The following is a 26,684-nucleotide window of genomic DNA, read 5'->3' on the forward strand; positions in this document are numbered from 1 at the left end:
GTCTTGTATTGGGTATTCTAAACGAGCGCGCGCTCAAGCCAGGCGAGCACCCCATCGATGGAGCGAAACTCGCTCACCGAGCGGCAGGCGATACCCGGCTGGCGCGTCTGCAGCATGCGCGCCAGCGCTGCACCGGGGCCAAGTTCGAGCGCCACCGTGATGCCCGCCTCGGCAGCGGCGTCCATGCAGTCAGCCCATTGAATCGTCTCGGCCAGCTGGCGCGACAGCACGCTGCAGGCGCGCGCGTGCACCGTGGCCACCGCGCCGGCATTGCGACTGGCGTCAATGCCGCATAACAGCGTGGTGTGCGGCGCCGCAAATGGTGTAGCGGCCAGCGCGCGGGCGAATGGTGCCACCGCCGCCGCCAGCAGCGGGGTGTGGGCAGCCACCGTCACCGGCAGGTGCTGCAGGCGGCCACCGGCCCGTTCCACCTGCTGCTGCAAGCCTGCCAGCGCGGCCAGCGGCCCTCCGCTAATACAGCTGTCATGGCCGTTGACGATGGCGATGGCAAAGCCGGCCGCCGCCGCCAGCATCGCACTGCGCGCCAGTGGCACGCCGCTGATGGCGCACAGCGTCTGGGCTGCACCCGCAGCAGCACCATCCATCAGGCGCGCACGCGTGTGCGCCAGCGCCACGCAACGGTCGGCATCGATGGCGCCGGCCACGCCGTACGCAGCGAGCTCGCCGATGCTGTAGCCGGCCACCAGCGCGGGCCGCATCCCCACTGCTGTCAGGCGCGGCTGCAGGGCGATCCACACGGCCAGGGTCGCTGCCACCACCGCCGGCTGCGCCACCCGGTTGTCGAACAGTGCGCCAGGCGCGAGCTGCTGGCGATCGAGGAAGGCGGCGGCGGCGCTGTCGAGGCGCGCGCTGTCGTTCATGCCTTCATGCTGGCCGCCCTGGCCGGGGCACAGCAACAGCAGGCGCGCGCTCACGGGGCGGCGCCACTGGTCATCGCCTGCACCAGGCAGGTCGCTGCCAGCAGGTCGGCGGCGCCGCCCGGTGACAGGCGGCGGCCGACAAACAGCCGGTGCGCGGCCAGCGCGCGCGCACGCCAGTCGGGGGCAGCGCTGCCGCCGGCGTCGATAAAAGCGCGCGCCGTGCTGCGCACCAGCTGCGCGCCATCGGCGCCGCCGCGGTGCAGCACGTTGGTGTCGCCGATGGTCGCCATCAGCGCAAACAATGCATCGATGCGCGCTGCCTGCATGCTGGCGCCGGCGGCGAGCGTGCGCCGTAGCGCCGGCAGGCCGACCTCGAATACCATGGGCAGGCCGCGCGCGCCTTCTTCGCGGGCGCCGCCGGCGTGGTGCCGGCGCGCCACCAGCACGCCGTGACTGGTGGCGCCGGGCGGCGCGGCGTTGACGTGGGCGGCCAGTTCGGCGCGCCAGCTGGTCAGCGCGCCACGCAGCGCGGCAGCGTCGATGCTGGAGACGGCGCTGCCGGCGTGGGCCGCACGCAGGCGGCCGAACGCTGCGCACAGCAGGCCCAAACTAAAGATGGCGCCGCGATGGGTGTTGATGCCGCCGGTGGCGGCGAGCATGCGCAGCTCGGCGTGCTGGCCCAGCTGGCGCAGCACGCTAAACGGCGCCGCGGCGGCGCCTGCGCGGCTGATGGCGGCAAAATAATGGCGCAGCGAGAACAGGCTGCGCATGAAGGTGGCGGCGTTCATGTCGGTGTGGCTGCCATTGTCGATCAGCGAGACCAGGCCCGGTTTCGGATACAGCAGCAGCTCGGCGTGCAGGGCGCCCAGCGCCCAGCGCGCGGCCAGGACGTCGAAGCGCAGCGCCGGCGTCGCCAATGCCGTCATGCGCTCACCAAAGTGGCCAGCAGCGCCGCCATCGGCAGCAGGGCAACGGCAGTGATGGTCTTGACCAGCACGCGATCGTGGCGGCTGGCGTCGGCGCCGGCCCATTCTTTCCACGATACGGCGGCGCCGCCAGGAAAAACGATTTCGCCGTCGAGCGGCAGATGGGCACAGTGGCGCTGCAGCAGCGCCACGCCTGCCTGCAGCTCTGCCCCGGTGCGCGGCAGCAGCAGCACATCGATGTCGGAGGTCGCCGTCAGGTAGGGCTGCGAGGTGGCCGCCTGCATGGCCAGCGAGCCAAAAACGCACAGCGGCGCAGCGCCGCTGTGCTCGGCGATCAGCGCGTCCAGCGCCGCCTGCCAGTGCGGCGGTGCGCAGCCTTGCGCCTGCGCCAGCGTCATGGGAGCTTGATGACGCGCCACCGCATCGGCCGTCAGCTGGCCGCCAAAGCGCCGCCGGGCGACGCTGCCGTCCGCGTTCACGCCTGGCGGCAGTGGCACGCCGATGCTGACCATACCGGCGGCCAGCCCCGGCTCGCTACGCCGTAGTACCACCGGCCAGCCGGCATCGCGCCAGCGTGCCAGTTCGGGCAGGTGCGCTGCCTGACGCACTACATCGTCCCAGCCGGCCGCGGTCAACCACAGCAGGTCATGGCGGCGGCTGTCATGGCGCGAGTTCATCGACCCCCGCGACGATGGCGTCGATCACCCGCTGCGCCAGCAGGCGCCCGCCACGCGCTTGACCCAGCGCGGCGCGGCGGTCGCCCGCCGGGAGCGTCGCCAGCGCGTCCTCCAGGTGCTGGGCCAGGTCGCCCGTCCAGATTTGCCGCAGCCCGCCCATGCGCACATAGTTTTCCGGGCCGGGGGCAAATACCGGGTTACTTTGCGCCAGCGCGGTCAACCTTTCTTCGGGCACCTTGGTGATGCGCGCCATCGCCGGCAGCCCCATCACGCGGATGGTGGCGCCCGCCAGGGCATAGCAGTCGTCCGCCATCAAGCCGCTGGTAATAAATCCGCCCGACAGCGCCTGGTCGTACACCAGGCCGATGATGGTATGGCCCTGGCGGCGCGCCAGGTCAACGCACTTGCCCAGGTGGGCCATGTAGCTGTTGATGCCCAACATTTCGTCGCGGTGGCGCAGGCGCTGGCCCTGGGTATCGACCAGCAGCACGATCGGCCGGCCTGGATGCTCGCGCACCACCGCCAGCACCGCGCGCGCCTGCGCCAGCGCGATCTCGACGCCGATCGGCGCGTGGCCGCAGGTGCCGATCACCGCCACCGTCTGCGCTGGGCCGGCAGGTCCGACATCGGCGACGGTGCCCACCTTGCCTTCACCGCTGAGGAAATTGTCCTGTTCGTTAATCGCAAAACCGCCCGGGAACAGCGCCTGCGCCACCTGTTGCCAGTCCATCAAACACCTCCCATGCGCACGGCGTCGACAAAGCCGACGAAATCGGCCGCTTCCATCAGCGGCAGTGCCTGCGGCCGCGTCACCCCGAGGCCGCGCCAGATATCGATGGGGTCGCGGGCGCTGCCGAAGCGTTCCAGGCGCTCGCTGAGCAGGGCCTGTTCAGCTTCCAGACCAGCCAGGCTGAGCGTACTTGGTGCGCTATCGATTGCAGTGCGCGCCGCCAGTGCGGCGATGGCGGCGGCGCGAAAGGCGGCGATGCTGTCGGCCACCAGCGCCTGGCAATCACCCAGCAGGTAGCGGTGCTTGCCGCCCGTTGTGCGCCACACCAGCGCGCGGTCGCGGGCATCGAATTCCTCGACGCCGGCTGCCGTTTCGATCACTTCCGGTCCCGACATGGCCAGCCGCGCTTCTTCCGACATGATGATGGTGTTGGTGCAGCGGGCGACAATGCCCATGCCACCAAAGACGCCATTGGCGCCGCCCGCCAGCGTTATGACCGGCACGCCGGCGGCGCGGGCGTCGAGTACCGCGCGCATCACTTCAGAGACGGCGATCAGGCCGGCGTTGGCCTCATGCAGGCGCACGCCGCCTGATTCGAGCAGCAGGATGACGGCGCCAGCGCGTTCGGCGACCGCGCGCCGCAGCAAGCCGACCAGCTTGGCCCCGTGCACCTCGCCCACCGCGCCGCCCATAAAACCACCTTCCTGCGCCGCCACCAGCACGGCCACGCCGTCGAGGGTGGCGCGGCCGACGGCGACGCCATCGTCGAACGACACCGGGGCGTCGAGCTGGCCCAGGTGGGGACTGCTGATGCGACAGGCGGGCGGTAAAAATTCGACGAAGCTGCCGCTGTCAAACACGCCGGCGATGCGCTGGCGTGCGCTCGCTTCGACATAACTGGTGTGGGCCGGTGTCATCAGGTGCTTCATGGCGCGCCGTCCAGCATGGTTTCAACCGCCTGATCGAGGCGCAGGCTGACCACCGCCGGGGTGGCGCCCATGTCGTTGATCGCAATGCGCACATCGGCCAGCTGCCAGCGTGCGTGGAAGTCTGTCATCACTGCCTGCCAGGTGGCGCCAAAGCCCATCGCTGCGGTGGTGACATCGATGGCGCAGGCGCCGGCCAGCGGCGCCGACTCGATCAGCACCTCCAGGTTGCCGGAACCGACCACGCCGACCAACATGCTGGCCGCCGCCGGCAGCTGCCGGCGGCCTTGCTCAAAATGGTAATGCAGGGTTTCCATCAGATGTCCTCACCAGTTCCTGAAACGGCGCGGCGGCTCGTACAAGCCGCCCGACGCGCGCACCAGGTCTTTCATATTGCGGGCTGCCAGCAGGTCGCGGGTGGCCCGCCGCTTGTCGATGCCGAGGTCTTCGGCGCGCGTGATGACACCGCGGTCGCGCAGGTTTTCCACCATGCGCTTGTCGCGCGCCAGGCCGACTGCGGTGTAGCCGGCGACGCCACGGATGGCCTGCTCGCGTTCTTCTTCGCCGCGGCACAGCAGCAGGTTGGCGATGCCTTCCTCGGTGAGGATGTGGGTGACGTCGTCACCGTAAATCATCACCGGCGGGATGGCAAAGCCAGCCTGCTCGGCCAGCTCCCAGGCGTCGAGGCGCTCGACAAACGCCGGCTGCATGTGTTCGCGAAAGGTTTCGACGATCTGCACCACCAGCTTCTGGCCGCGCGGGATCTGGCCGCTGCCGGCGCGCGCCTGCTGGCCCGCTTTCAGCCACGCCGGGCTGGCGTGGCGGCGGCCGCGCGCATCGGCGCCCATGTTGGAGGCGCCACCGAAGCCGGCGATCCGGCCCACCGTGGCGGTCGACGAATTGCCCTGCATGTCGATCTGCAGGGTCGAGCCGATGAACATGTCGCAGGCGTAGTGACCGGCGGCCTGGCACAGCGCGCGGTTGCTGCGCATGCTGCCATCGGGGCCGACGGCAAATACGTCCGGCCGCGCACGGATGTATTCTTCCATGCCCAGCTCGGAGCCGAACGAATGGACGGTCTCGACAAAACCCGCTTCGATGGCCGGGATCAGGGCAGGGTGGGGATTTAAGGCCCAGTGACGGCAGATCTTGCCTTTCAAACCGAGCGATTGGCCGTAAGTGGGCAGCAGCAGTTCGATGGCGGCAGTGTCGAAACCAATGCCGTGGTTGAGCCGCTGCACGCCGTACTCGGCATAGATGCCCTTGATCGCCATCATCGCCATCAACACCTGGATTTCCGAGATCAGCGCGGGGTCACGGGTAAACAGCGGCTCGATGTAATACGGCTCGGGCGAGGCCACCACGAAGTCGACCCAGTCGCCAGGGATGTCGACGCGCGGCAGGACGTCGACGATGCGGTTGACCTGGACGATGACGATGCCGTTTTTAAATGCGGTCGCCTCGACGATGGCCGGGGTGTCTTCGGTATTCGGCCCGGTGTACAGGTTGCCATGGCGGTCGGCCGCTTCGGCTGCGACCAGGCAGACGCGCGGCGCCAGGTCGATAAAGTAGCGGCTGAACAGCTCCAGGTAAGTGTGGATGGCGCCGATATTGAGCTTGCCGCTGGCGACCAGCCGTGCTACCCGGCCCGCCTGCGGTCCGGAGAAGGAAAAATCGAGGCGGTCGGCGACGCCGCGCTCGAAGACGTCGAGGTGTTCCGGCAGCGCCAGCACCGACTGCAGCATGTGCAGGTGGTTGATCCGCTGCGGGTCGAGCGCGGCCAGTGCGCGCGCCAAAAAGTCCGCCTGCTTCTGGTTATTCCCTTCCAGGCAAACGCGGTCGCCGCATTCGAGCACGGCGTACAGCAGGTCGGCCAGGCGCGCTGCCGGCACAATTTTGCCATCCATCCTGCCATCGATCGCATCGGCGATAGTGGCCGCAGCGCGGGCCAGCCGCGCATCGCGATTTTGTGCCAGCGTATTCCAGCCGGTAGGGGGGCGACCGGCGTGCATTATTTCGCTCCCATCAGCGCGTCAGGCAGGCTGGTAGCAATGCCGGGGAACAGGCAGAGCAGGAGGACGGCGACGAACATCAGGCCAACAAAGGGCATCACGCCCCAGATGACATCTTTTAAGGGGATGTCGGGCGCGATATTTTTTATCACAAAAATATTCAGGCCCACCGGCGGGTGGATCAGGCCCATCTCCATGACCACCGTCATGACGATGCCAAACCAGATCAGGTCGAAACCGGCCGCCTTCAAGGGGGGCAGGATGATTGGCGCCGTCATCAGGATGATCGACACCGGCGGCAGAAAAAAGCCGAACACGATCACCATCAGCAGGATCACCGCCAGCAGCAGCCAGCGCGACAGATGCATGTCGACCACCCACTGCGCTGCCGACTGGCTGATGTGCAGGTAGCTCATCACGTAGGAATAAAACAGCGACATGCCGATGATCAGCAGCAGCATGGTCGATTCCTTCAGGGTCGAGCTGAGGATCGGCGCCAGGTCGCGCGGGCGCCAGACCTGGTAGACGATGGCGATCAAGACCATCGCCAGCAGCGCGCCCAGGCCTGCCGTTTCGGACGGGGTGGCGTAACCGCCGTACAGGGCCACCATCACGCCGATCAGCAGGATCACGAAAGGCAGCACGCGCGGCAGCATTTCAACTTTCTGGGCGAGCGTAAAATGCTCCGTCTCCAGGTAGGCCGATTTGACGCCGCCCCCTTCATAAATGGCCTTGGCCAGCGCATATTCCTTGCGCGCCTTGTAGACGGCATAACTGGCGAACAGGCCCACCAGCAGCATGCCGGGGCCGATCCCGGCGAGGAACAGGCGACCGAGCGACTGTTCGGCTGCCACCGCGTAGAGGATCATGGTGATCGATGGCGGCAGCAGGATGCCGAGGGTGCCGCCAGCGGCGATGATGCCGGCAGCGAAACCGGGCGAGTAACCACGCCGGCGCATCTCTGGAATGCCGGCCGAGCCAATCGCCGAACAGGTCGCCGGCGAAGAACCGGCCATGGCGGCAAACAGGGCGCAGGCAAACACGTTGGCGATACCGAGCCCGCCCGGCACCTTGTGCAACCAGGTGTGGATGGCCGAATACAGGTCCTTGCCGGCCGGTGACTTGCCGATCGCCGCGCCCTTCAGAATGAACAGGGGGATCGACAGCAGGGTGATCGATGCCATCTCTTCGTAGACGTTCTGGGTGATGGTGTCGAGCGAAGAAGCCGGCATGAAAAAATACATGAAGCTGCTGGCCACCACGCCCAGCGCGAAGGCGATCGGCATGCCGGAGAACATGACGATCAGGGTGACGACGCCGTACAGGGCGCCCATGGTCAGGGGGCTCATGGCAGGCTCCGTTCGGGGTGGGTAGCAGCTTCGCTGGCGCGGTGCTGGCGGCGGTTGGTCAGGTGGGTCAACACCTGCACCAAAATTTGCAGGGTCAGCACGCTCATCCCAAAGGCCATCATGGCGTAGGGAATCCAAAGGGGCGGGGCAAAGGTCGACGAGGTGGTCATGCCATCGACCCATGCTTCATGCCACAGGGTCCATGACTTCCACGAAAAGAAAGCGCAGAACACCAGCGAGATCAGGTCGACGACAAACAGCCGCACGGCGTTGACCCGTGCCGGCAGGATCGATGACAGCGCTTCGATGCCGATATGGCCGCGAAACGACTGCACGTACGCCGTGCAAAAAAAGGTGGCGCCGACCAGCATGAACATCGATGCTTCATCCTGCCAGTCGGTAGGGGTTCTGAAAAAATAGCGCACCACCACCGAGTAGGTGAGAATCAATGCTGTCAACACCAGCGCCGCCATCGACAGGCGCAGCAGCGCCTTGTTGAAGGCGTCGAGCAGCCGTGAAAAGGCTGCCAGCGCCGGCTGCTCGGGCACGGCGGGACCGACCGCCTTGCCGCCGACCGGTGGCATCTCGAAGCCGTGGCTCATGACTGCGCCGCCGGCGTGACCATCAGGACCAAGGGAACAGTCAAGGCGCCTTTCATCACAGCGTCTTTTCTGCCAGCGCCAGCAACTTGGCACAGTTGGCATTCTTGTCGGCGTAGTCTTTCCACACGTTGGTGCGGGCGATCGCCTGCCATTTCTTGACGATGTCGGGATTGAGATCGACCACCTTGGCGCCCGCCTTGGCGTAGACGGCGGCGACAGCCGAATCGTCCTGCTGCGCGGCCTTGCGGGCAAACGCTTCGAGTTCGCCGCCCACCGTCAAAATCAAGGCTTGCTGCTCCTTGGTCAATTTGTCGAACACCGCCTTCGACATCATCAAGGGCTCGAACATGAACCAGTAGGCGCCGTTGCGTCCCGTGGTGAGCGCCTTCGATACTTCGGCCAGACGGAACGAAATCAGCGAGGTCGACGACGTCAAGGCCGCTTCCATCGCGCCCGTTTGCATGGCGGCGTAGATTTCATTCGATGGCAGCGTGACCACGGCGGCGCCGGCAGCCTTGAGCATCAAGTCCATTTCGCGCGATCCGCCGCGCACCTTCATGCCCTTGGCATCTTCCGGCTGGATAATCGGCTTGGTGCGCGAAGCGACGCCGCCGGCCTGCCAGATCCACGACACCAGCACGATGCCCTTCTCCAGCAGGATGCGATTGAGCTCCTTGCCCACTTCGGCGTTCTTCCAGCCATAGCCCTGTTCGTAGGAGGTGACCAGGCCCGGCATCAGGCCGATATTGACCTCGGGGACTTCACCGCCCGCATACGACAGCGGCACCAGCGACATGTCGAGAGCGCCCTTGCGCATCGACGAGAACTGCGCGTTGGTTTTCATCAGCGACGAGCCGGCATAGATCTCGAATTTCAGCGCACCCTTGCTGCGTTTTTCCACCTCGGCGGCGAACATCTGGCACAGGCGGTCGCGGAAGTCCCCCTCGGCGACGGTACCGCCGGGGAACTGGTGTGAAATTTTCAGGGTAGTGGGGGCCTGGGCAAAGGCATTGTGCATCCAGAACGGGCTGGTCGCGAGTGCGCCGATGACTGCGCGGCGGGCGGTATTGGTCATTGTCATCCTCCAAGATGGTTTTCGTGATCCGCGCTGCGTCGACGGTTGAGGACCGCGCGGCAATTGAGTTCGTACAGCTTTGTTAACACTTCACTCTTCGGTATTTTTGTGTCTGTTTTTATGTATACAAGACTAAACATAAAAAATACAATGTCAAGCGGAATGTGATTTAAGGCAACCCAATTGTTAAATCGGATGAAGAATGAGTAACCGTTCCACCCAGCTGCGCGAAGCGATCGAAGAACTGATCGCCGTCGGCACCCTGGCGCCCGGCCAGCATCTCGACGAGACCGAGCTGGCGGCCCGCTTTGGCGTGTCGCGCACGCCGATCCGCGAGACCCTGATCCAGCTGGCGTCGATGGGCTTGGTGGTGATCCGTCCGCGCCGTGGTGCCGTGGTGGCCGAGCTGGGGCCGCGCCAGCTGGTGGAAATGTTCGAGACCATGTCGGAGCTCGAAGCGGTCTGCGCGCGCCTTGGTGCGCGCCGCATGAACGAGGCCGAGCGCGCTGCGCTGCGCGCGGTGCATGCGGCCTGCGAAGCGGCCAGCGTCAGCGTTGACGCCGACGCCGACGACTATTACTACCGCAACGAAGCGTTCCATCATGCGATCTACGCCGGCAGCCACAACCAGTTCCTGATCGACCAGGCGCTGGCGCTGTCGCGCCGCCTGCGGCCGTATCGGCGCCTGCAGCTGCGCGTGCGTAACCGGGTCGGCGCCTCGTTCGCCGAGCACGCGGCGCTGGTCGACGCCATCGTCGACGGCGACGGCGAGCTGGCAGCGCGGCTGGCGCGTGACCACGTGATGATCCAGGGCGAGCGCTTCGCCGACCTGATGGCGTCACTGCCGCCGCCGCAGGCCTAGGCCCCGGCCCCGGCCTGTAAACATTGACGGACGCCTCCGGTTTCACTATGGTGGTGGGTCGCTACTGCGCTCACTCTTTGAATGTTCCGCTGCCATGACCAATCGTTTTCGCTTCCTGCCGCGCGCCAGCGCGGTTTTTCTGACATTCGCACTGGCTGCGCCGCTGCTGGCCGCGGCCGCAGCCGAATCGGCCCCGGCGCCGCTGCCCAAGCTGGTGGTGGTGATGGTGGTCGATGGGCTGCCCAACGAGCAGCTCACGCGCTACCGGGCGCAATTGGGCGAGGGCGGCTTCAAGCGCCTGCTCGCTGACGGCGCGTCCTTCAGCAACGCCCACCAGGCCCATGGCATCACCGTCACCGCGGTCGGGCACACAGCGGTGCTGACCGGTGCTTACCCCTACCAGCACGGCATCATCGGCAATGACTGGATCGACCCCGTCAGTGGCAAGAGCGTGTACTGCACTGAAGACCATGCCAGCACCTATATCGGCGAGAGCACCCGGCCTGAAGACGGCACTTCGCCGAAAAACCTGCGCGTCGACACCCTCGGCGACCAGCTGCGCTACGCCACCGGCAATGCCGCGCGCGTGCTGACGGTGTCGGGCAAGGACCGCGGCGCCATCCTGCTGGCCGGTAAAACCGGTACTGCCTATATGTACATGGAAGGCAGCGGCAACTTCGCCAGCAGCAGCTTCTATATGCCGGCGCACCCGCAGTGGGTACAGGATTACGCCGCCGGCAAGCCGCAGGACCGTTATTTTGGCAAGAGCTGGACCCCGCTGCTGGCCGACAGCGCTTATGCGGGCGACGCTCCCGACGACGTCATCCCGCGGGCGGCCAACCGCTTCCCGCTGACCATGAACAGCAACAGCGGCGCGCGCGATGGCGACTATTATCTGAACCTGAAAACCAGTCCCTTCCTCGACCAGTTGACGCTCGACTTCGCGCGCGCCGCAGTCGAGGGTGAAAACCTGGGCCGCAACCCGGCCGGCGTACCCGACCTGCTCGGCGTGAGCCTGTCGGCGCACGACTACGTCAACCATAAATATGGCCCCGAGAGCCGCATGTCACACGACCACCTGCAGCGGCTCGATCGCATGCTGGCCGGTTTCTTCAGCTTCCTCGACAGCCGCCTGGGCGAGGACAATTTTCTGGTGGTGCTGACGGCCGATCACGGCTTTACCAACGCCCCCGAGTTTTCGCAGGCGCGTCATATCGACGCCATGCGCATCGCTTCGAAACCGCTGCTGGCCGATCTGAACGCCCACCTGTTAAGCAAATTCGCCCTCACCAATGCCGTCCGCGCCGCCGTGCTGCCCAATCTGTACCTTGATTACGCCCAGATCGAAGCGAAGGGCTTGACCCGCGCGGCTGTCGAAAATGCAGCGGCGCGCTTTTTGCTCGAACAAAAAGGCATCGCCCAGGTCTACACCCGCTCGCAGTTCGAAGGGGGCGCTGCCACGCCCACCCGCATGGACCTGTTGATGCGGCGCGCCTGGCACCGCCAGCTGTCGGGCGATTTGATGGTGGTGACCAAACCGTATGTGTTCTTTGGCGGCGGCAGCACCGGCGCCTCGCACGGCACGCCGTATGCCTACGACACCAATGTGCCGCTGCTGCTGATGGGACGCCGCTGGATTCGCCCCGGTGACTATGGTCAGTATGCCGAAGTGGTCGATTTGGCGCCGACCCTGGCACACCTGCTCAAGGTGCGTCCGCCAGCAGCGTCGGAAGGGCGCGTACTGACGGAGTTGCTGTACTAAATCACAGCGGCGCGATGAAGGCGTCGATCGCTCGCGCCAGCGCGGCCGGCTGATCGAACATGACGAAATGGCGCGACGGCGCGATCGATACCACCGTCAGCACTGGCGTGCCGGCCATCAGGCTCGCATAGTATTGTTTGACCATCTCTTCGCTCAAGCCGCGCTGCACGGCGTCGGGCTGATAGTACGGCGCCACCAGCAGCAGCGGCACGTTGATCTTTGGCAGCATCGCGCGCAAGTCCTGCTCTAGCACCTCGGCCATGATGTCGATGACAGCGTGCGCATCGCTGCGTGCCGACAGCTGCGCCAGCTGGTCGGCCATGACGCCATCGGTGACGCCGACGGTGCGCATGTATTGCTGCTGACCCTCGGCAAAGCTGACCCCATCGGGATGGCCCATGCGTGCCTTGAGCGCCGCTGCCATCTGCGCACGCATGGCCGGCGGGGTGTTCTCGGTACCCGGCATGACCGCCAACCCATCGATGGCCACCACCGCGCGCAGCAGGCCCGGGTGTTCTTCTGCCAGACCGATGGCGAGCGTCGCCCCCAGGCTGTGGCCAATGATCACCGGCTGATCGAGATGGCGTTCGGCGATTAGCTGGCGCAGCGCAGCACGGACCTTCGGCAAGACCGGCCCGGCGCTGGCGGCCAGCGCCGGGCGGCCGTCGAAGCCGGGCAGGGTGACAACGTAGATGGCGTGGCTGGCCTTCAAACGCCGCACGGTATCCTGCCATGCCCAGGCGCCGCTGGAAAGGCCCGGCACCAGGATCAGCGCCACGCCACGGCTGTCGCCACCGCCGTGGCGCTCAACGGCCAGAATGCCGGCTTCGAAGCGCTCGACCGGCACTTCGCTGGCGACGTAGCGATTCGCCGGCGCCGCCGTGGCGGCCCTGGCGCTGTTGCAAAAGGCGGCGGTAAAAATCGCAACCATGATGGCAAAGGTGAAGGCTAAACGGTTCATGGGGACTCCTGAGCAGGTTAAAGGTCGGTGTGCACTGCGGGTTGAAAAATCACTTCGAGTGGTTGTTGGAACAGGCGTGCAATGGCAAACGCCAATGGCAGGCTGGGATCGTAGCGGCCCGTCTCGAGGGCGTTGATGGTCTGGCGCGAGACATCGAGCAGGTCGGCCAGGTGGGCCTGGCTCCAGCCCTGGTCGGCGCGCAGCTGGCGAATGATATTGTTCATGGCCGTTAGCGCCCCAGCAGGCGGCGCACCATGCCAACCAGGCCCCACGACGATCCCATCACGATCCATACCCAGAACATCGACAGCAGGGGAAAGCCGGCCGTCTCCAGAAAACCGTAGCTGAAGCTGACCGCGGCGGTGATCGCCATGGCGATCGAAAACGATTCGAGCAGGCGCAGGCGCTGGTATTCGTCGATGCGGGCGACGTGGCGGACAATGGCGCGGATCATCAGGCCGAAGCCGAGCATGGGCGCGAGCAGCAGCAGCGTGCGCACCAGGCCTTCCTCCATCGGCCGCGCCAGCAGGATGGCGCCGACCAGCAGCACGATGTACACCACGATCGCCAGCACCAGTTCGCGGCGGTAGACGCTGTAGGTACGCTGCTCCTTGCGGCCACGTTTGGCGGAAAATTCGCGTTCCATGTTTTCTCTCCCTGTTGTAAAGTATGCTTTACATATTAGGCAGGCAGTGAGCCGATGTCAAGCAACCTTTACATCGTTTTCTGCGCTGTTGGTTCTGCGGCGATTGCACTACAATGCTCGCCTGCCACCTTCCCCATCTGCGCATGTCAGCTCGTTCACGTTCCCGCGTCGCCATCATCGGCGGCGGCCCCGCCGGCCTGATGGCGGCCGAAGTGCTCGCTGCTGCCGGCATCGGCGTCGACCTGTACGACGCCATGCCCTCGGTAGGGCGCAAATTTCTGCTCGCCGGTAAGGGCGGCATGAACATCACCCACTCGGAAGCGCTGACCCCATTCACGGCGCGCTACCGCGAGCGCGCGCCGCAGGTGGGACAGTGGCTGGCCCACTTCGACGGCGGCGCCGTGCGCGAATGGATACACGGCCTTGGCATTGCCACCTTCGTCGGCAGCTCGGGCCGCGTGTTCCCCGCCGATATGAAGGCGGCGCCGCTGCTGCGCGCGTGGCTGCAGCGCCTGCGCCACGGTGGCGTGCGCTTTCACATGCGGCACCGCTGTATTGCCTTCGACAGAAATGCGCTGCGTTTCAGTACCCCCGATGGCGTGGTCGAGGCCCGCTTCGACGCCGTCATCCTGGCCATGGGCGGCGGCAGCTGGCAGCGGCTCGGTTCCGATGGTGCCTGGGTGGCGCCGCTGCGTCAGATGAACGTCGAGGTACGTGATCTGCAGCCGTCCAACTGCGGTTTTGAAGTCGACTGGAGCGCGCATTTTCGTCAGCGCTATGCGGGCGCGCCGCTGCTGACGGTGGCGGTGGCGACGGCAGCGCTTGCCGAAGCGGCGCACAAGGGGCAGTTCGTCATCACCGCGCACGGTGTCGAGGGCAGCCTGATTTACGCGCTGTCGGCGCCGCTGCGCCAGCAGATCGCCGTCGACGGCAGCGCCACCATCTGGCTCGACCTGGCGCCTGATTTTAGCGCCGCGCGGGTGGCGGCCGAAGTGGCGCACCCTCGCGGCTCGCGTTCGCTGTCGAGTCACCTGCAAGGCCGGCTCGGTATCAAGGGCGTCAAATCGGGATTGCTGCATGAGTGCCTGGACCGCGAGCAGTATGCCGACCCCGCCACGCTGGCGGCCGCCATCAAGCGTTTGCCGCTGCTGTTGCAGCGCCCGCGCCCCCTCGATGAAGCCATCAGCAGCGCTGGCGGCATCGCCTTCGAGGCCCTCGACGAGCATGCCATGCTGCGCGCCGTGCCCGGCGTGTTCGCCTGTGGCGAGATGGTCGACTGGGAGGCGCCCACCGGCGGCTACCTGCTCACCGCCTGCTTTGCCAGCGGCCGCGCAGCCGCGCAGGGAGCGCTGGCCTGGCTCGAGGGCGCATCTCAATCCTCGTAGCTGACGTCGCCCGAACCCTGCACTGCCACATTGCGGTCGGCCGGTTTGCCATACACCGTCACGCTGCCGCTGCCGCGCACATTCGCTACCAGCCGGCGGCTGGCAGTCAGTTCGGCGCTACCTGAGCCCATCAGGTCGAGCTGGACCACCTGGGCGCGCAGGTGGCGCGCGTTCAATTCACCGGAACCGGCCAGGATGGCATCGAGTTGTGTGCTTGAACCGACCACGGTGAGCGTGCCCGAGCCTTCGACGCGCACATCGACCTTGCCGCTGGCGCCACCATTCATCTCGAGCGCGCCGCTGCCGCGCACACTGGCGTCGACCTGGCGGTAGCGGCCATTGAACTCGACGCTGCCGGTGCCTTCCATGTGGACGGCGATGGCGTCGCCGGAAAAACCATTGACGGTGCTGTCGCCGCTGCCACGCACGCGCAGTTCGCGCAGTGCCGGCAGCACCAGCACCACTTGCAGCGGCAGGCGGTGATGCAGCAGCATGCCGGTGGTGCGGATGTGCAGTACGCCGTCGCTGCTGCTGGTGTCGATATTGCCGAGCAGGCGGCGTTCGCCCTTGACCTGCAGCGAGGCCAGCGCGCCCTGGCGCAGCGTCAGGTCGATCGGCCCGTCGAGGTCGATTTCGACCACGCTGGCCGCCACCGGCCGCGTTTCGCTGTCGGCGGTTCTGGCGCTGGCGGTCACCGGGCTATTGATGCCCTGGGCCTTGAGCATGCTGTAGGACAGGCCGATCAACACGAACGCCAGCAGTAATAAACTCGCTCCCACCTTCAACAATGACCGCATGGCCGCTCCCGTTTAGCTGCCCTTGAGCAGCGAAAGATTCATTTGCAGGTAGCGCCGGAGGCCCAGCAAGGTATATTTGCTGACCACCAGGCTGACTAAAAACAGCACAATGGCGCCGACCACCATCAGCAGTCCGAAGGCGGTCTGGGTGGCGCGCGAGCCGCTGCCGACATCGGTAGTGATGCGCAATGGCCGCGCCGTCACATCCTCGGCACGCTGCATGACCTGCGACGGCCGCGGGCGCACGCTGTCGGCATCGGCATCGGCATCGGCATCGGCCTCAGCGTCGGCGTCGGTATCTGCATCGGCGGCCGCTTCAGGCGCGGCTTCGCGCCGGTCGTTTTTGACGGTGATGCCGCGTTCACTGATGATGACATGGGTCTGCGCCAGCCGTTCGCTGCCATCGCCGTCGTTCGATAAGACGATGCCAAACGGCCGGTTGAGCACCAGTTCATTGGCACCGGTCAGACTGCTGGCGGTGACGGCGATGCCGATGATGTAGATGGCCAGTGCCACCGTGTAGAGCGCCGTCAGCAGCGTCAGATAGACCGCCGCTGGCACCACCATCAGCAAATTGAAAATCGTCAGGCCCAGCCCGGAAACCAGCATGCGCACCACGCTGGCGGGACTGCGCTGCTGGTCGAACGCTGCCATGTGCGCGCTGGCGCGCAGGGTCATGGCGATTTTTTTCGGCTCGTCGAGTTCGGCGGCGACTGCCGCTTCGCTGCGGCCGGCATTGATGCCGTCGACGAAGCGCTGCTCGTAATAAGCCAGCGTCTTCGCCTGCACCGCCGGCGCCAGTCCCGTCATGGCGCGCTTCAAGGCATCGAGGTAGTCAAGCTTGCCCATGGATGTCCTCGCGCGGATGGTGCCGCCACATCACAGGGAGACGCCGCACAGCAGGTGCGCCTGCCGCACGATCAGCGCGGTGGCGACGGTACACAGGGCAAGCACGCCGAGGGCATACAGGGATAGTCGGGTTCTCATGGCAGTGCACTTGGCGGGGCTGTTGTCGATGCTGGCACTGTAACGCTGGCGCCGGCGCGCGGCCAGCGCCGTGCGACAGGCTGCATGATTGGCGGCGCAGGCGGCCGCCAGCGCGGCCGGGCGGGGCAGCGGCCCGCCGCCGGAGCGAAGTGGCCGCCGTCACGCGGCCGCCAGCAGGCGGGCGGCGCCAACGCCGCTGCGCACGGCACTTTCCAGGGTGGCCGGGTAGTCGCCGGCCGTGTAATCGCCTGCCAGCACCAGCGCTGGCAGGCCGCTGGCATGGGATGGCCGCAGCAAGGCCGGACGGCAGGCAAAGGTGGCGCGCTTTTCCGTGATCACCTGGTGCCAGCGGGGAGCGGCCAGCGCCGCCACCCCAAAAGCGGCCGCCAGCTGCGCCGCCAGCAAGCGGGCCAGCTCGGCCTGGCCGACAGCGGCGGCGCCGGCCGATGCGCTGATCACCACCGCCAGCAAGCCCGCCTGCGATGAATCGAGTTGGCCGCGGTCGAACACGAACTGGCCATGGCGGCCCTGCAGCGGGTCGTCGAGCAGGGCGCAAAACGGCAGCGGCAGCGCCAGATCGGTTGCGTACTGCAGGTAGCAGGTGGTAATGGCCTCGTAGTCGAAGCCGTCCAGCTGGGCACGCACCTGGCGTGACCCGGGCGGCAGCAGCGCGGCGGCGGCGGCCGGCGCGGTCGCCAGCACCACGCCGTCAAATGCGCCATCGTCGACGCGCCAGCCGGCGCCGGCGCTGGCGGCGACCACGCTGCGCACGCCAGCGCCCAAGCGCACGGCGCCGCCGCGCTGCTCGACATAGCGCGCCGCCGCCTGCGGCATCAGGGCCGATAGATTCACGCGCGGCAGCAGCATGTCGGAGGCGGCGCGGTGCGCGCCGAGGCTGTCGCGCAGCACGGCCAAAAACACCTGTGCCGAAGCGCGCCCAGGGGCAGTATTGAGGGCGGCGAGGCACAGCGGACGCCACAGCAGGGCGGTCAGGCGGGCGGTCTGGTCGAAGCGCTCGAGCAGTTCGCTGACGCTGCAGTCGTGGTGCAAGGTCCAGCCCATCCAGCGCGCGGTGGTAGAAAAGCGTGCCAGCGACAGTTTATCGGCCGCGCTCAGCCCGCGCGCGCGCAGCAGGGCGACGAACAGGTGCAGCGGCGCCGGCAAGTGCGGGGCAATAAAATCCATGCCGCCGTCCAAGCCGCCTTGCGGATAGCGCATCTGCAGGGGCAGGGTCAGAAAGGCGTCGCGCCGTTCGATGCCAAGGCGCGCCAGCAGGGCCAGGGTGGCGGCATACGCGCCCAGCAGAATGTGCTGGCCGTTGTCGAGGTCGACGCGCTCAGCGCCGCTGGTTTTTACGCTGACGGCGCGCGCCCGTCCACCCAGCGTGCGCGCCGCTTCGAACAGGGTGACCCGGTGGCCGGCGCCGGCCAGTTCGACAGCGGCGGCGCAACCGGCCCAGCCGCCGCCGATGACGGCGTAGCGTTTGCCAGCGGCGCTGGCGGCACGCCCCTTCACGATGCCAACGCCGCGTCAGCCGCGCACATAGGTCTTCCACGCCAGCCACAGCTTGCGCAGGGGGGGCAGTGAAATGCGCTGGGTGAGCACGTGATAGTGGTCGCGCTCGACCTCAACGAGTACGGCGCGATAAATTGCCGCCATCATCAGGCCGGGACGCTGGGCGCGGCGGTCGGCCGCCGGCAGCAGCGCGTAGGCTTCGTCGTAGGTGGCGTGGGCGCGCGCAGCCTGGTACGCCATCAACTGCTCGAACTTGTCGCTGTGGCGGGCGTTGAGCAGGTCAGCGGCGGTGACGCCGAACTGCTGCAGCTCGCTGATCGGCAAATAAATGCGGCCCTTGCGGGCGTCTTCGCCCACATCGCGGATGATGTTGGTGAGCTGGAAGGCCAGGCCCAGCTTTTCGGCATACGCCAGGGTGCGCGCATCGGTGACCCCAAAGATGCTGGCCGACAGGATGCCAACCACGCTGGCCACGTGCCAGCAATACGTCTTCAGGGCCGGATAGTCGAGGTAGCGCGACTGGTTCAGGTCCATTTCCATGCCATCGATAATGGCCAGCAGGTGTTCCTGGCGCAGGTCGTAGACGGCCAGGTGTGGTTGCAGGGCCAGCATGACCGGGTGAGTGGCCGCAGCAGCGCCGCCGGCGCCGCCCTTGTACAAGGCGGCCACCTCGGTGCGCCACCAGGCCAGCTTGATGCGGGCGATCGATTCGTCACTGGTTTCGTCGACGGTGTCGTCCACTTCGCGGCAAAATGCATACAGCGCGGTGATCGCACGGCGCCGCTCGGGTGGCAGGAACAGGAAGCTGTAATAAAAACTGGAGCCGCTCTGGACGGTCTTTTGATGGCAGTATTCGTCGGGGGACATGGCAGGCTTCGAAATTGGATTGCTTGAACAGGTTGCAGGTTGGCTCAGCCGCTATTCTATAGGCAGGCGGCGGCCCATGGTGAGCGCGCGCCCGGCGATGGCGCACCAGTCGCGCCAGGCCAGCACGGGACGCTGCTCGAAGACGTCGTAGCTGGCCGCTTCGATGCGCTCGAGAATGCGCAAACCGCCTTGCACCACCAGCCGCAATTCCCAGCCGATGCGGCCCGGCAAGTGGAGCGCCAGCGGCGCCCCGGCCTGCATCAGCGCGCGTGCGCGCGCCACTTCAAACGCCATCAGCGCGCTCCAGGCGGGACCGGCGCGCCAGTTGGCCAGCGCGGCCGGATCGACGCCGTGGCGGCGCAAATCGTCCAGTGGTATATAAATGCGGCCCTTCAGACGGTCGACTGCAACATCCTGCAAAAAATTGATCAGTTGCAGCGCCGAGCAGATGGCGTCTGCCTGCACCAGCCGCGCCGGCGTGCTCTCTTGATACAGCGCCAGCATCAAGCGGCCGACCGGGTTGGCCGAACGGCGGCAGTAGTCGAGCAGGGCGTCGAAGTGCGCGTACGATTTGACGACGATGTCTTGCTCGAACGCCGATAACAAGTCGTTGAACGGCGCCAGGGACAAGTCGTACTGGGCGACCACCGCCGCCAGCGCCTGGAACAGCGGCGTCAGAGGGGCGGCGCCGCTGCCGATGCGGCCAAGCTCGGCGCGGTAAGCGGCCAGCGCGGCCAGCCGTTCGCCATCGCTGGCGTCGCCCTCGTCGGCGATATCGTCGGCACTGCGGGCGAAGGCATAAATCGCTTCGACGGCTGGCACTAGCCGACGTGGCAACAAAATCGAGGCAACCGGGAAGTTCTCGTAGTGGTCAACGGCCATATTAATTGCTCAAAGTTGCTGACTGCTTAGTCATTTTGTCGAAGTTTAGGGAATATAATTACAATCAGGAAATTTACGGCCCGCTTGGGACAGTTTGGCTTGCGCCGCCTTTCCCTGTTGTCAACGTGTCCATTGCAAAGCGCATCTTAAAGGAAAACATCGTGTCCGCCCCGAAAGCCATCCGCTCGACGCCACCGACCCTGACCGCACTGCTGGCTGCGGTTTGTTCCGGGTCCATCGCAGCGCTGCTGTGCGCCTGCTCGAAGCCGGCCGAACAAGCCGAAGAGATTCGCCCCGTGCGCACCATGGTACTGTCTGCCAGCAATGTCGATATCAGCGCCGAATATGCGGGCGAGGTACGCCCGCGCATCGAATCGAAACTGGGATTCCAGGTGGGCGGCAAGATTACTTCGCGCAAGGTCGATGTGGGCGCTGTCGTCCAGCGCGGCCAGGTGCTGATGCAGCTCGATCCGCAAGACTTGCGGCTCGGGCAGGCGCAGGCCCAGGCCAGCCTGCGCGCTGCCGAGACCAACCGCGACCTGGCCAAGGCAGAAGCGAAGCGCTACCAGGAGTTGCGCGTACAGAATTTTGTCAGCCAGGCCGTGATCGACGCCAAGATGGCGGCCTTCATGGCAGCCCAGGCCAACGTTGACGCCGCCCAGGCCGCTTATCGGGGGCAGGCCAACCAGGCCGCCTACGCCACCCTGGTGGCCGATGGCGACGGCGTCGTCACGGCCGTCGATGCCGAGGTGGGGCAGGTGGTCGCCGCTGGCAGCCCGGTGGTGAGGGTGGCGCGCTCGGGCGAAAAGGAAGTGGTGATCGGCGTGCCGGAAGACAAGGTTGAACAGCTGCGCCAGGTCGAGGATGTCAGCGTGCGCTTGTGGGCAACGCCCGGCCTGGTGATTCCCGGCAAGGTGCGCGAAGTGGCGCCGATGGCCGATCCCGCCACCCGCACCTACCAGTTCAAGGTGGCCATTGCCAGCGCCGCGGCCGACGTCAAGCTGGGACAGACGGCGCAGGTGCTGTTTGCGGCCAGCACGGCGACGCCGCGCATCACCGTGCCGCTAACGGCGCTCAACCAGGAGCGCAACGTCACCTCGGTGTGGGTGGTCGAGCAGGGCGCCGTCCGGCTGGTGCCGGTGGTCATAGGCGGGGTGGCCGGCAATGACGTCCAACTGATCGCCGGCGTCAAGCCGGGCCAGACCGTGGTGACGGCCGGCGCCAACCTGTTAAAGAATGGCCAGAAGGTGCGCCTGCTGGCCGAGACGGTGGCACCAGCGGCACCAGCGGCAGCAGCGACGCCGAGGGCGGCGCCATGAGCGGCTTGAATCCCATGCGGGGCTTTAATTTATCGCGCTGGGCGCTCGAACACATTCCCCTGACGCGCTACCTGATCGCCGCCCTGCTAATTGGCGGGCTGGTCAGCTACGGCAAGCTGGGTCAGGACGAAGATCCGCCGTTCACTTTCCGCAACATGGTGGTCACCGCCAAGTGGCCCGGCGCCACCGCCGTGCAGATGGCCGAGCAAGTCACTGACAAGCTCGAGCGCAAACTGCAGGAAACCCCGAACATCGACAAGATCAAGAGCTATTCAAAGCCGGGCGAGACCCTGATCATCCTGCAACTGCGCGAATCGACCTCGCCGCGCGACACCGCCACCGCCTTCTACCAGGTACGCAAGAAACTCGGCGACATCGCCAGGACCCTGCCGCCGGGCATGCTGGGGCCGTTCGTGAACGATGAGTTCGGCGACACCTATGGCTCCATCGTGGCGCTGTCGGGCGATGGGTTTAGTTATGCCGACGTCAAACAGTATGCCGATTTCGTCCGCCAGCAACTGCTGCGGGTGCCGATGGTGGCGAAGGTCGAGCAGTTCGGCGTGCAGGACGAAAAGATCAATATCACCATTTCGCGCAGCAAATTTGCCCAGCTGGGATTGCCGTTCGACAGCATCGTGGCGCAGATCAATGCGCAAAACGCCATCGAATCGACCGGCGTGCTGGTCACCCCCACCGACAATCTGCAGGTGCGGGTGACGGGGGCGCTGGCCACCATCGACAATCTGGCAGAGGTCAAGCTGCGCGAAGGCGCCAACAGCGTGCGGCTGGGCGACATCGCCACCATCACGCGCGGCTACAGCGATCCGCCGCAGGACAAGATGCGCTTTAACGGTCACGAAGTGATCGGCCTGGGCCTGTCGATGGAAAAGGGCGGCAACATCATCGAGATGGGCAAGGGACTGGAGGCGACGCTGGCGCGGATCAAGAAAGAACTGCCGGTTGGTATCGAGCTGCACCGCGTGTCAGACCAGCCGCGCGCCGTCACCGAGTCGGTCAGCGAATTTGTCCATACCTTGATCGAAGCCGTATTGATCGTGCTGGCGGTCAGTTTTGTGGCACTGGGCTTGCAAACGCGGCCGTTCCGTCTCGACATGCGGCCGGGGCTGGTGGTGGCCCTGACGATTCCCCTGGTGCTGGCGATCACTTTCCTGTTCATGAATGTGTTTTCCATCGACCTCCACAAGATTTCGCTCGGCGCCCTGATCATTGCCCTCGGCCTGCTGGTGGACGATGCCATCATTGCCGTCGAAATGATGGTGCGCAAGATGGAGGAGGGCATGTCCCGGCTGGATGCAGCCAGCTTCGCTTACACCTCGACGGCGATCCCCATGCTGACCGGCACCCTGATCACGGCGGCCGGCTTTTTACCGATCGGGCTGGCCAGGTCGACCGCCGGTGAATACACCTTCACCATGTTTTCAGTCAATACCATCGCGCTGCTGGTGTCGTGGGTGGCGGCGGTCATGTTCACGCCGTATATTGGCTTTTTGCTATTGAAAGTCAGGCCCCATGCGGCCGCCGACGGTGGCCACGAGGTATTTAATACGCCGGGCTTTCAACGCTTCCGGCACCTGGTCGATACCTGCGTCGAATGGCGCAAAGTGACCATCGCCATCACCCTGGCGGTGGTGGGCCTGGGCGTGTTTGGTTTTAATTTTATCGAAAAACAGTTTTTCCCCGATTCCAGCCGGCGCGAGCTGATGGTCGAGATGTGGTCGCCCGAAGGCACCACCTTTGCCGCCAACGAAGCACAGGCGAAAAAATTCGAGGCGTTTATTCGCGCCCAGGCCGGGGTCGAGAGCGTCACCAGCTACGTCGGCACGGGCAGTCCCCGTTTCTATCTGCCGCTCGACCAGATTTTCCCGCAGACGAATGTCTCGCAAATCGTCGTGTTGCCGCGTGACCTGGCGGCGCGCGAAGTGCTGCGTAAAAAAATCATTGGCGCTTTCAAGGACGGCTTTCCCGAGGTGCGCGGGCGCGTCAAACTGTTGCCGAACGGGCCGCCGGTGCCGTACCCGGTGCAGTTCCTGGTGGCCGGCCCCGATATTGCCACCACGCGCCGGCTGGCCGACGAAGTCAAGGACGTGCTGCGCGCCAATCCGAATGCGCTGGGCGTCAATGACAATTGGAACGAGTCGATCAAGGTGGTGCGGCTCGACCTCGATCAGGACAAGCTGCGCGCGCTGGGCATCAGTTCGCAGTCAGTGGCGCGGGCGGCCAACACCACCCTGTCCGGTACCACCATTGGCCAGTTCCGCGAAGACAATAAATTAATCGACATCGTCATGCGCGAACCGTTCGAAGAGCGCGCCACCATGTCGGTGCTCAACGATTCGACCATCCTGACCGCCAGCGGCAAGAGCGTGACCATCTCGCAAATTGCCCGCGCCCGCTTCGTGTGGGAGCCGGGCGTGGTCTGGCGCGAGGGGCGCGAATGGGCCATCACGGTGCAGTCCGACGTCGTCGATGGCATCCAGGGGCCGACCGTGTCGACCCAGGTGATGGACAAGCTGGCGCCCCTGATTGCCCGCCTGCCAGCCGGCTACAGCATCGCCCTGTCGGGCAGCGCAGCCGATTCGAAGGCGGCCGAGGCTTCGATCACTGCCAATGTGCCGCTGGTACTGTTTATTGTATTTACCCTGTTGATGCTGCAGCTGCACAGCTTTTCGCGGGCGCTGATGGTGTTTCTGACGGGGCCGCTGGGGGTGGCCGGCGCCGCCATGGCGCTGCTGATCCTGCACCGGCCGTTCGGCTTTGTCGCCAACCTCGGGGTGATCGCCCTGTTTGGCATGATCATCCGCAATTCGGTGATCCTGGTCGACCAGATCGAGCACGATATTGCCCGCGGTACGCCGCCGTGGACCGCCATTGTCGAAGCGGCAGTGCGACGCTGCCGGCCCATCATCCTGACGGCGGCGGCAGCGGCGCTGGCCATGATTCCACTGTCGCGCTCGGTGTTTTGGGGGCCGATGGCGGTCGCCATCATGGGTGGCCTGGTGGTTGCCACGGCATTGACCCTGCTATTTCTGCCGGCTTTGTATGCAGCCTGGTTTGGCGTCAAGCGCCCGCAAACGCAGGGCGGCAGGGGCACCTGACGCCTCTGTCGCGCCGGCCAGATCGCGGCGAGCGCCGGCGGCCGGGTCGTGGCTGACACAAAGTGCACTGTGGTGACAAAAATTCCAGTAAAATACCGGGTTGATCCGGCGGCCAACACAGGGCAACCTCAGGCGGCCGACCAGGTGCATCCGGCAAAGACCGGCTGCGATCCCGCGAGGATGGCGAAATTGGTAGACGCACCAGGTTTAGGTCCTGACGCCAGCAATGGTGTGGGGGTTCGAGTCCCCCTCCTCGCACCACGAATATTAGACACTTTTTTTGGACGAATTTTACAATGGCAACTGCAGTCGAAACCCTGGGTAAACTCGAGCGTCGCATGACGATCTCTTTTCCGCTGGCTGACGTCCGTACGGAAGTTGAAAAGCGCTTGAAACAGCAGGCCAAAACGGCCAAGGCCCCGGGCTTCCGTCCTGGCAAGGTGCCTTTGAAGATGGTTGCCGCCCAATACGGCTACCAGATCGAGTCCGACGTCCTCAACGACAAAGTCGGCCGTGCCTTCAACGCCGCTGCCAACGAACAGCAACTGCGGGTGGCCGGTTTTCCGAAAATCGAACCAAAAGAAGACAGCGCCGAAGGCACCCTGAGCTTCGATGCGACTTTTGAAGTCTATCCTGAAGTCAAGGTTGGCGAACTCGAAGGCGTCGACATCGAAACCGTCAAGGCCGACGTCTCCGATGCTGAAATCGACAAGACCATCGACATCCTGCGCAAGCAGCGCGTGCATTACCACACCAAGGGTGAACAGGGCGAACACGGCGACGGCGGTGCAGCAATTGCTGCCGCTGGCGACAAGGTCACCGTGGACTTCACCGGCGTTATCGACGGCGTTGAATTCCCAGGCGGCAAAGCTGACGGCTACGCCTTTGTGCTGGGCGAAGGCCGCATGTTACCGGAATTTGAAGCGGCCACCATCGGCCTCAAAGTGGGCGAAGCAAAAACGTTCCCGCTGGCCTTCCCCGAGGACTACCACGGTAAAGATGTGGCCGGCAAAACTGCCGACTTCACCATCACCCTGCAAGGCCTCGAGTGGGCCCACCTGCCCGAAGTGGATGCCGAGTTCGCCAAGTCGCTGGGCATCGAAGACGGCGACGTCGCCAAGATGCGCGACGACATCAAGGTCAACCTCGAGCGTGAAGTTGCCGGCCGCGTCAAGGCGCGCAACAAGGAAGCCGTCATGGATGCCCTGGTCAAGGTCACCGAGATGGATGTGCCGAAAGTGATGATCGCCCAGGATTCCGAGCGCCTCGCCGAAATGACCCGCCAGGACATGTCCCAGCGCGGCATGGACGTTAAGAACATGCCGTTCCCGGTCGAACTGTTCGCCACCAAGGCCGAGCGTCGCGTGCGCCTCGGTCTGATCCTGTCGCAACTGGTTAGCGAGCACAAGTTGCACGCCACCCCTGAGCAGGTCAAGGCGCAGATCGAAGATTTCGCCCAGAGCTACGAAGACCCGAAAGAAGTGCTGAAGTACTACTACGGCGACCGCAATCGCCTGGCCGAAGTCGAAGCCCTTGTATTAGAAGAAAACGTCGTCAACTACGTCCTCGGTAAAGCGAAAGTCACGGCCAAGCCAGTGGCGTTCGATGAGTTGATGGGAAGCAACCCACAAGCGTAAGGGTGGGCTAGAGTGCTGGAACTGTTCAGCACTCGCCACCGCAGACAAGGAAATAGCGATGAATCATAATCCGGCATTGGACACACAAGCACTCGGCCTCATTCCGATGGTGGTCGAACAAAGCGGTCGCGGGGAACGTTCCTACGACATTTATTCGCGCCTGCTCAAGGAGCGCGTGATTTTCATGGTGGGCCCGGTCAACGACCAGATGGCCAACCTGATTGTGGCGCAGTTGCTGTTCCTTGAGAGCGAAAATCCTGACAAGGATATTTCCCTGTACATCAATTCACCGGGTGGTTCGGTGTCGGCAGGCCTGGCGATTTTCGACACCATGAATTTCATCAAGCCTGACGTCTCCACCCTGTGCACCGGTATGGCCGCCTCGATGGGCGCATTCCTGCTCGCCGCTGGCGCCAAGGGCAAGCGTTTTTCGCTGCCCAACTCGCGCATCATGATTCACCAGCCATCGGGTGGCTCGCAAGGGCAGGCCTCGGATATCGAAATCCAGGCCAAGGAAATCCTTTACCTGCGTGAGCGTCTGAACAAGATCCTCGCCGATGCTACCGGTAAAACCATCGAACAGATTCACCGTGATACCGACCGCGATCGTTTCATGTCCGGTGACGAAGCGGCCGATTATGGCCTGATCGATTCAGTATTGACCAAGCGCGCATAAGACACCTTCGCCGCGCTGTTGTCAAAAAACGCCCGGGCGCTTCAAACGTTCGGGCGTTTCATTTTTATTTCGGTTAGCATGATAGATGCGTGAC

Annotated in this window: 25 protein-coding genes and 1 tRNA gene; 8 read left to right on the forward strand and 18 right to left on the reverse strand. The window is 65.1% G+C overall.

Features of this window, described 5'->3' with window-relative positions; genetic code table 11:
- Positions 1 to 17 precede the first annotated feature (17 nt).
- Genes ACP7BZ_RS09915 through dctP form a run of 10 tightly spaced genes read right to left on the reverse strand, consistent with a single transcriptional unit; the run spans position 18 to position 9,178 of the window.
- A complete protein-coding gene (locus tag ACP7BZ_RS09915) occupies positions 18 to 935 on the reverse strand; it encodes an acyltransferase domain-containing protein (protein ID WP_426112577.1) in 918 nt (305 codons plus the stop codon).
- The gene (gene mdcB / locus ACP7BZ_RS09920) at positions 932 to 1,807 is read right to left on the reverse strand and encodes a triphosphoribosyl-dephospho-CoA synthase MdcB (RefSeq protein ID WP_426112579.1); all 876 of its coding nucleotides are present in this window, start codon (positions 1,805 to 1,807) and stop codon (positions 932 to 934) included. The genes ACP7BZ_RS09915 and mdcB overlap by 4 nt, the downstream gene beginning before the upstream one ends.
- Positions 1,804 to 2,484 (reverse strand): malonate decarboxylase holo-[acyl-carrier-protein] synthase, encoded by a 681-nt coding sequence (gene mdcG, locus ACP7BZ_RS09925; RefSeq protein ID WP_426112581.1) that lies wholly within the window; start codon positions 2,482 to 2,484, stop codon positions 1,804 to 1,806. Before mdcG ends, mdcB begins: the two co-directional genes overlap by 4 nt.
- The gene (gene mdcE / locus ACP7BZ_RS09930; RefSeq protein WP_426112583.1) at positions 2,468 to 3,214 is read right to left on the reverse strand and encodes a biotin-independent malonate decarboxylase subunit gamma; all 747 of its coding nucleotides are present in this window, start codon (positions 3,212 to 3,214) and stop codon (positions 2,468 to 2,470) included. The genes mdcG and mdcE overlap by 17 nt, the downstream gene beginning before the upstream one ends.
- Entirely contained in the window at positions 3,214 to 4,143 is a 930-nt protein-coding gene (locus tag ACP7BZ_RS09935; RefSeq protein WP_426112585.1) for a biotin-independent malonate decarboxylase subunit beta, read from the reverse strand. Before ACP7BZ_RS09935 ends, mdcE begins: the two co-directional genes overlap by 1 nt.
- Positions 4,140 to 4,457 (reverse strand): malonate decarboxylase acyl carrier protein, encoded by a 318-nt coding sequence (mdcC, locus tag ACP7BZ_RS09940; RefSeq protein WP_426112587.1) that lies wholly within the window; start codon positions 4,455 to 4,457, stop codon positions 4,140 to 4,142. Before mdcC ends, ACP7BZ_RS09935 begins: the two co-directional genes overlap by 4 nt.
- A 9-nt stretch (positions 4,458 to 4,466) precedes the next feature.
- Entirely contained in the window at positions 4,467 to 6,152 is a 1,686-nt protein-coding gene (mdcA, locus tag ACP7BZ_RS09945; RefSeq protein WP_426112589.1) for a malonate decarboxylase subunit alpha, read from the reverse strand.
- Complete coding sequence (locus ACP7BZ_RS09950; RefSeq protein WP_426112591.1) at positions 6,152 to 7,501, reverse strand: TRAP transporter large permease; 1,350 nt, start codon at positions 7,499 to 7,501, stop codon at positions 6,152 to 6,154. The genes mdcA and ACP7BZ_RS09950 overlap by 1 nt, the downstream gene beginning before the upstream one ends.
- The gene (locus ACP7BZ_RS09955) at positions 7,498 to 8,103 is read right to left on the reverse strand and encodes a TRAP transporter small permease (protein ID WP_426112593.1); all 606 of its coding nucleotides are present in this window, start codon (positions 8,101 to 8,103) and stop codon (positions 7,498 to 7,500) included. Before ACP7BZ_RS09955 ends, ACP7BZ_RS09950 begins: the two co-directional genes overlap by 4 nt.
- A 55-nt stretch (positions 8,104 to 8,158) precedes the next feature.
- A complete protein-coding gene (gene dctP, locus ACP7BZ_RS09960; protein WP_426112595.1) occupies positions 8,159 to 9,178 on the reverse strand; it encodes a TRAP transporter substrate-binding protein DctP in 1,020 nt (339 codons plus the stop codon).
- A 202-nt stretch (positions 9,179 to 9,380) separates the two neighbouring features.
- Here dctP and ACP7BZ_RS09965 point away from each other — a divergent pair, with 202 nt between their 5' ends.
- Together ACP7BZ_RS09965 and ACP7BZ_RS09970 are read left to right on the forward strand one after the other, a co-directional pair.
- Positions 9,381 to 10,040, forward strand: a complete 660-nt coding sequence (locus ACP7BZ_RS09965) for a GntR family transcriptional regulator (RefSeq protein WP_426112597.1) — start codon at positions 9,381 to 9,383, stop codon at positions 10,038 to 10,040.
- 94 nt (positions 10,041 to 10,134) lie between these two features.
- Positions 10,135 to 11,802 carry an alkaline phosphatase family protein gene (locus ACP7BZ_RS09970; protein ID WP_426112599.1) on the forward strand — a complete coding sequence of 556 codons (1,668 nt, stop codon included), beginning with the start codon at positions 10,135 to 10,137 and terminating at the stop codon, positions 11,800 to 11,802.
- Position 11,803: 1 nt separating this feature from the next.
- Here ACP7BZ_RS09970 and ACP7BZ_RS09975 read toward each other — a convergent pair whose 3' ends face one another.
- The 3 genes from ACP7BZ_RS09975 to ACP7BZ_RS09985 are packed head-to-tail and all read right to left on the reverse strand — an operon-like array spanning position 11,804 to position 13,409.
- On the reverse strand, positions 11,804 to 12,763 hold the full coding sequence (locus ACP7BZ_RS09975; RefSeq protein ID WP_426112601.1) for an alpha/beta fold hydrolase: 960 nt from the start codon (positions 12,761 to 12,763) through the stop codon (positions 11,804 to 11,806).
- Between the two features lie 17 nt (positions 12,764 to 12,780).
- Positions 12,781 to 12,987, reverse strand: coding sequence for a helix-turn-helix transcriptional regulator (locus ACP7BZ_RS09980; protein ID WP_426112603.1), 207 nt, complete (start codon positions 12,985 to 12,987; stop codon positions 12,781 to 12,783).
- 5 nt (positions 12,988 to 12,992) lie between these two features.
- A complete protein-coding gene (locus ACP7BZ_RS09985) occupies positions 12,993 to 13,409 on the reverse strand; it encodes a hypothetical protein (RefSeq protein WP_426112605.1) in 417 nt (138 codons plus the stop codon).
- Positions 13,410 to 13,552: 143 nt separating this feature from the next.
- Here ACP7BZ_RS09985 and ACP7BZ_RS09990 point away from each other — a divergent pair, with 143 nt between their 5' ends.
- Positions 13,553 to 14,794, forward strand: a complete 1,242-nt coding sequence (locus tag ACP7BZ_RS09990) for a TIGR03862 family flavoprotein (protein WP_426112607.1) — start codon at positions 13,553 to 13,555, stop codon at positions 14,792 to 14,794.
- Here the strand turns inward: ACP7BZ_RS09990 and ACP7BZ_RS09995 are convergent.
- The 5 genes from ACP7BZ_RS09995 to hpnC form a co-directional block, all read right to left on the reverse strand.
- Positions 14,782 to 15,591, reverse strand: a complete 810-nt coding sequence (locus ACP7BZ_RS09995) for a head GIN domain-containing protein (RefSeq protein ID WP_426112609.1) — start codon at positions 15,589 to 15,591, stop codon at positions 14,782 to 14,784. The two genes, ACP7BZ_RS09990 and ACP7BZ_RS09995, sit on opposite strands and share 13 nt — an antisense overlap.
- 12 nt (positions 15,592 to 15,603) lie before the next feature.
- Positions 15,604 to 16,440 (reverse strand): DUF1700 domain-containing protein, encoded by an 837-nt coding sequence (locus ACP7BZ_RS10000; protein WP_426112611.1) that lies wholly within the window; start codon positions 16,438 to 16,440, stop codon positions 15,604 to 15,606.
- Positions 16,441 to 16,737: 297 nt separating this feature from the next.
- Positions 16,738 to 18,093: a hydroxysqualene dehydroxylase HpnE gene (gene hpnE, locus ACP7BZ_RS10005; protein ID WP_426112613.1), complete on the reverse strand. Its 1,356-nt coding sequence runs from the start codon at positions 18,091 to 18,093 to the stop codon at positions 16,738 to 16,740.
- 15 nt (positions 18,094 to 18,108) lie between these two features.
- Positions 18,109 to 18,960, reverse strand: coding sequence for a presqualene diphosphate synthase HpnD (gene hpnD / locus ACP7BZ_RS10010; RefSeq protein WP_426112615.1), 852 nt, complete (start codon positions 18,958 to 18,960; stop codon positions 18,109 to 18,111).
- A 51-nt stretch (positions 18,961 to 19,011) separates the two neighbouring features.
- On the reverse strand, positions 19,012 to 19,842 hold the full coding sequence (hpnC, locus tag ACP7BZ_RS10015; RefSeq protein WP_426112617.1) for a squalene synthase HpnC: 831 nt from the start codon (positions 19,840 to 19,842) through the stop codon (positions 19,012 to 19,014).
- A 161-nt stretch (positions 19,843 to 20,003) separates the two neighbouring features.
- Between hpnC and ACP7BZ_RS10020 the strand changes: the two genes are divergently transcribed.
- The 5 genes from ACP7BZ_RS10020 to clpP all read left to right on the forward strand — a co-directional run bounded on the left by ACP7BZ_RS10020 (position 20,004) and on the right by clpP (position 26,590).
- The gene (locus ACP7BZ_RS10020; RefSeq protein WP_426112619.1) at positions 20,004 to 21,161 is read left to right on the forward strand and encodes an efflux RND transporter periplasmic adaptor subunit; all 1,158 of its coding nucleotides are present in this window, start codon (positions 20,004 to 20,006) and stop codon (positions 21,159 to 21,161) included.
- A 14-nt stretch (positions 21,162 to 21,175) separates the two neighbouring features.
- Positions 21,176 to 24,277, forward strand: a complete 3,102-nt coding sequence (locus tag ACP7BZ_RS10025; protein WP_426113080.1) for an efflux RND transporter permease subunit — start codon at positions 21,176 to 21,178, stop codon at positions 24,275 to 24,277.
- 174 nt (positions 24,278 to 24,451) lie between these two features.
- Positions 24,452 to 24,538, forward strand: a tRNA-Leu gene (locus tag ACP7BZ_RS10030).
- Positions 24,539 to 24,573: 35 nt separating this feature from the next.
- On the forward strand, positions 24,574 to 25,914 hold the full coding sequence (gene tig / locus ACP7BZ_RS10035; protein ID WP_426112621.1) for a trigger factor: 1,341 nt from the start codon (positions 24,574 to 24,576) through the stop codon (positions 25,912 to 25,914).
- Between the two features lie 58 nt (positions 25,915 to 25,972).
- Positions 25,973 to 26,590: an ATP-dependent Clp endopeptidase proteolytic subunit ClpP gene (gene clpP / locus ACP7BZ_RS10040; RefSeq protein WP_426112623.1), complete on the forward strand. Its 618-nt coding sequence runs from the start codon at positions 25,973 to 25,975 to the stop codon at positions 26,588 to 26,590.
- Positions 26,591 to 26,684 lie beyond the last annotated feature (94 nt).

The sequence above is a fragment of the Massilia sp. PWRC2 genome, from assembly GCF_049896725.1.
GTDB lineage: Bacteria > Pseudomonadota > Gammaproteobacteria > Burkholderiales > Burkholderiaceae_D > JAFCUW01.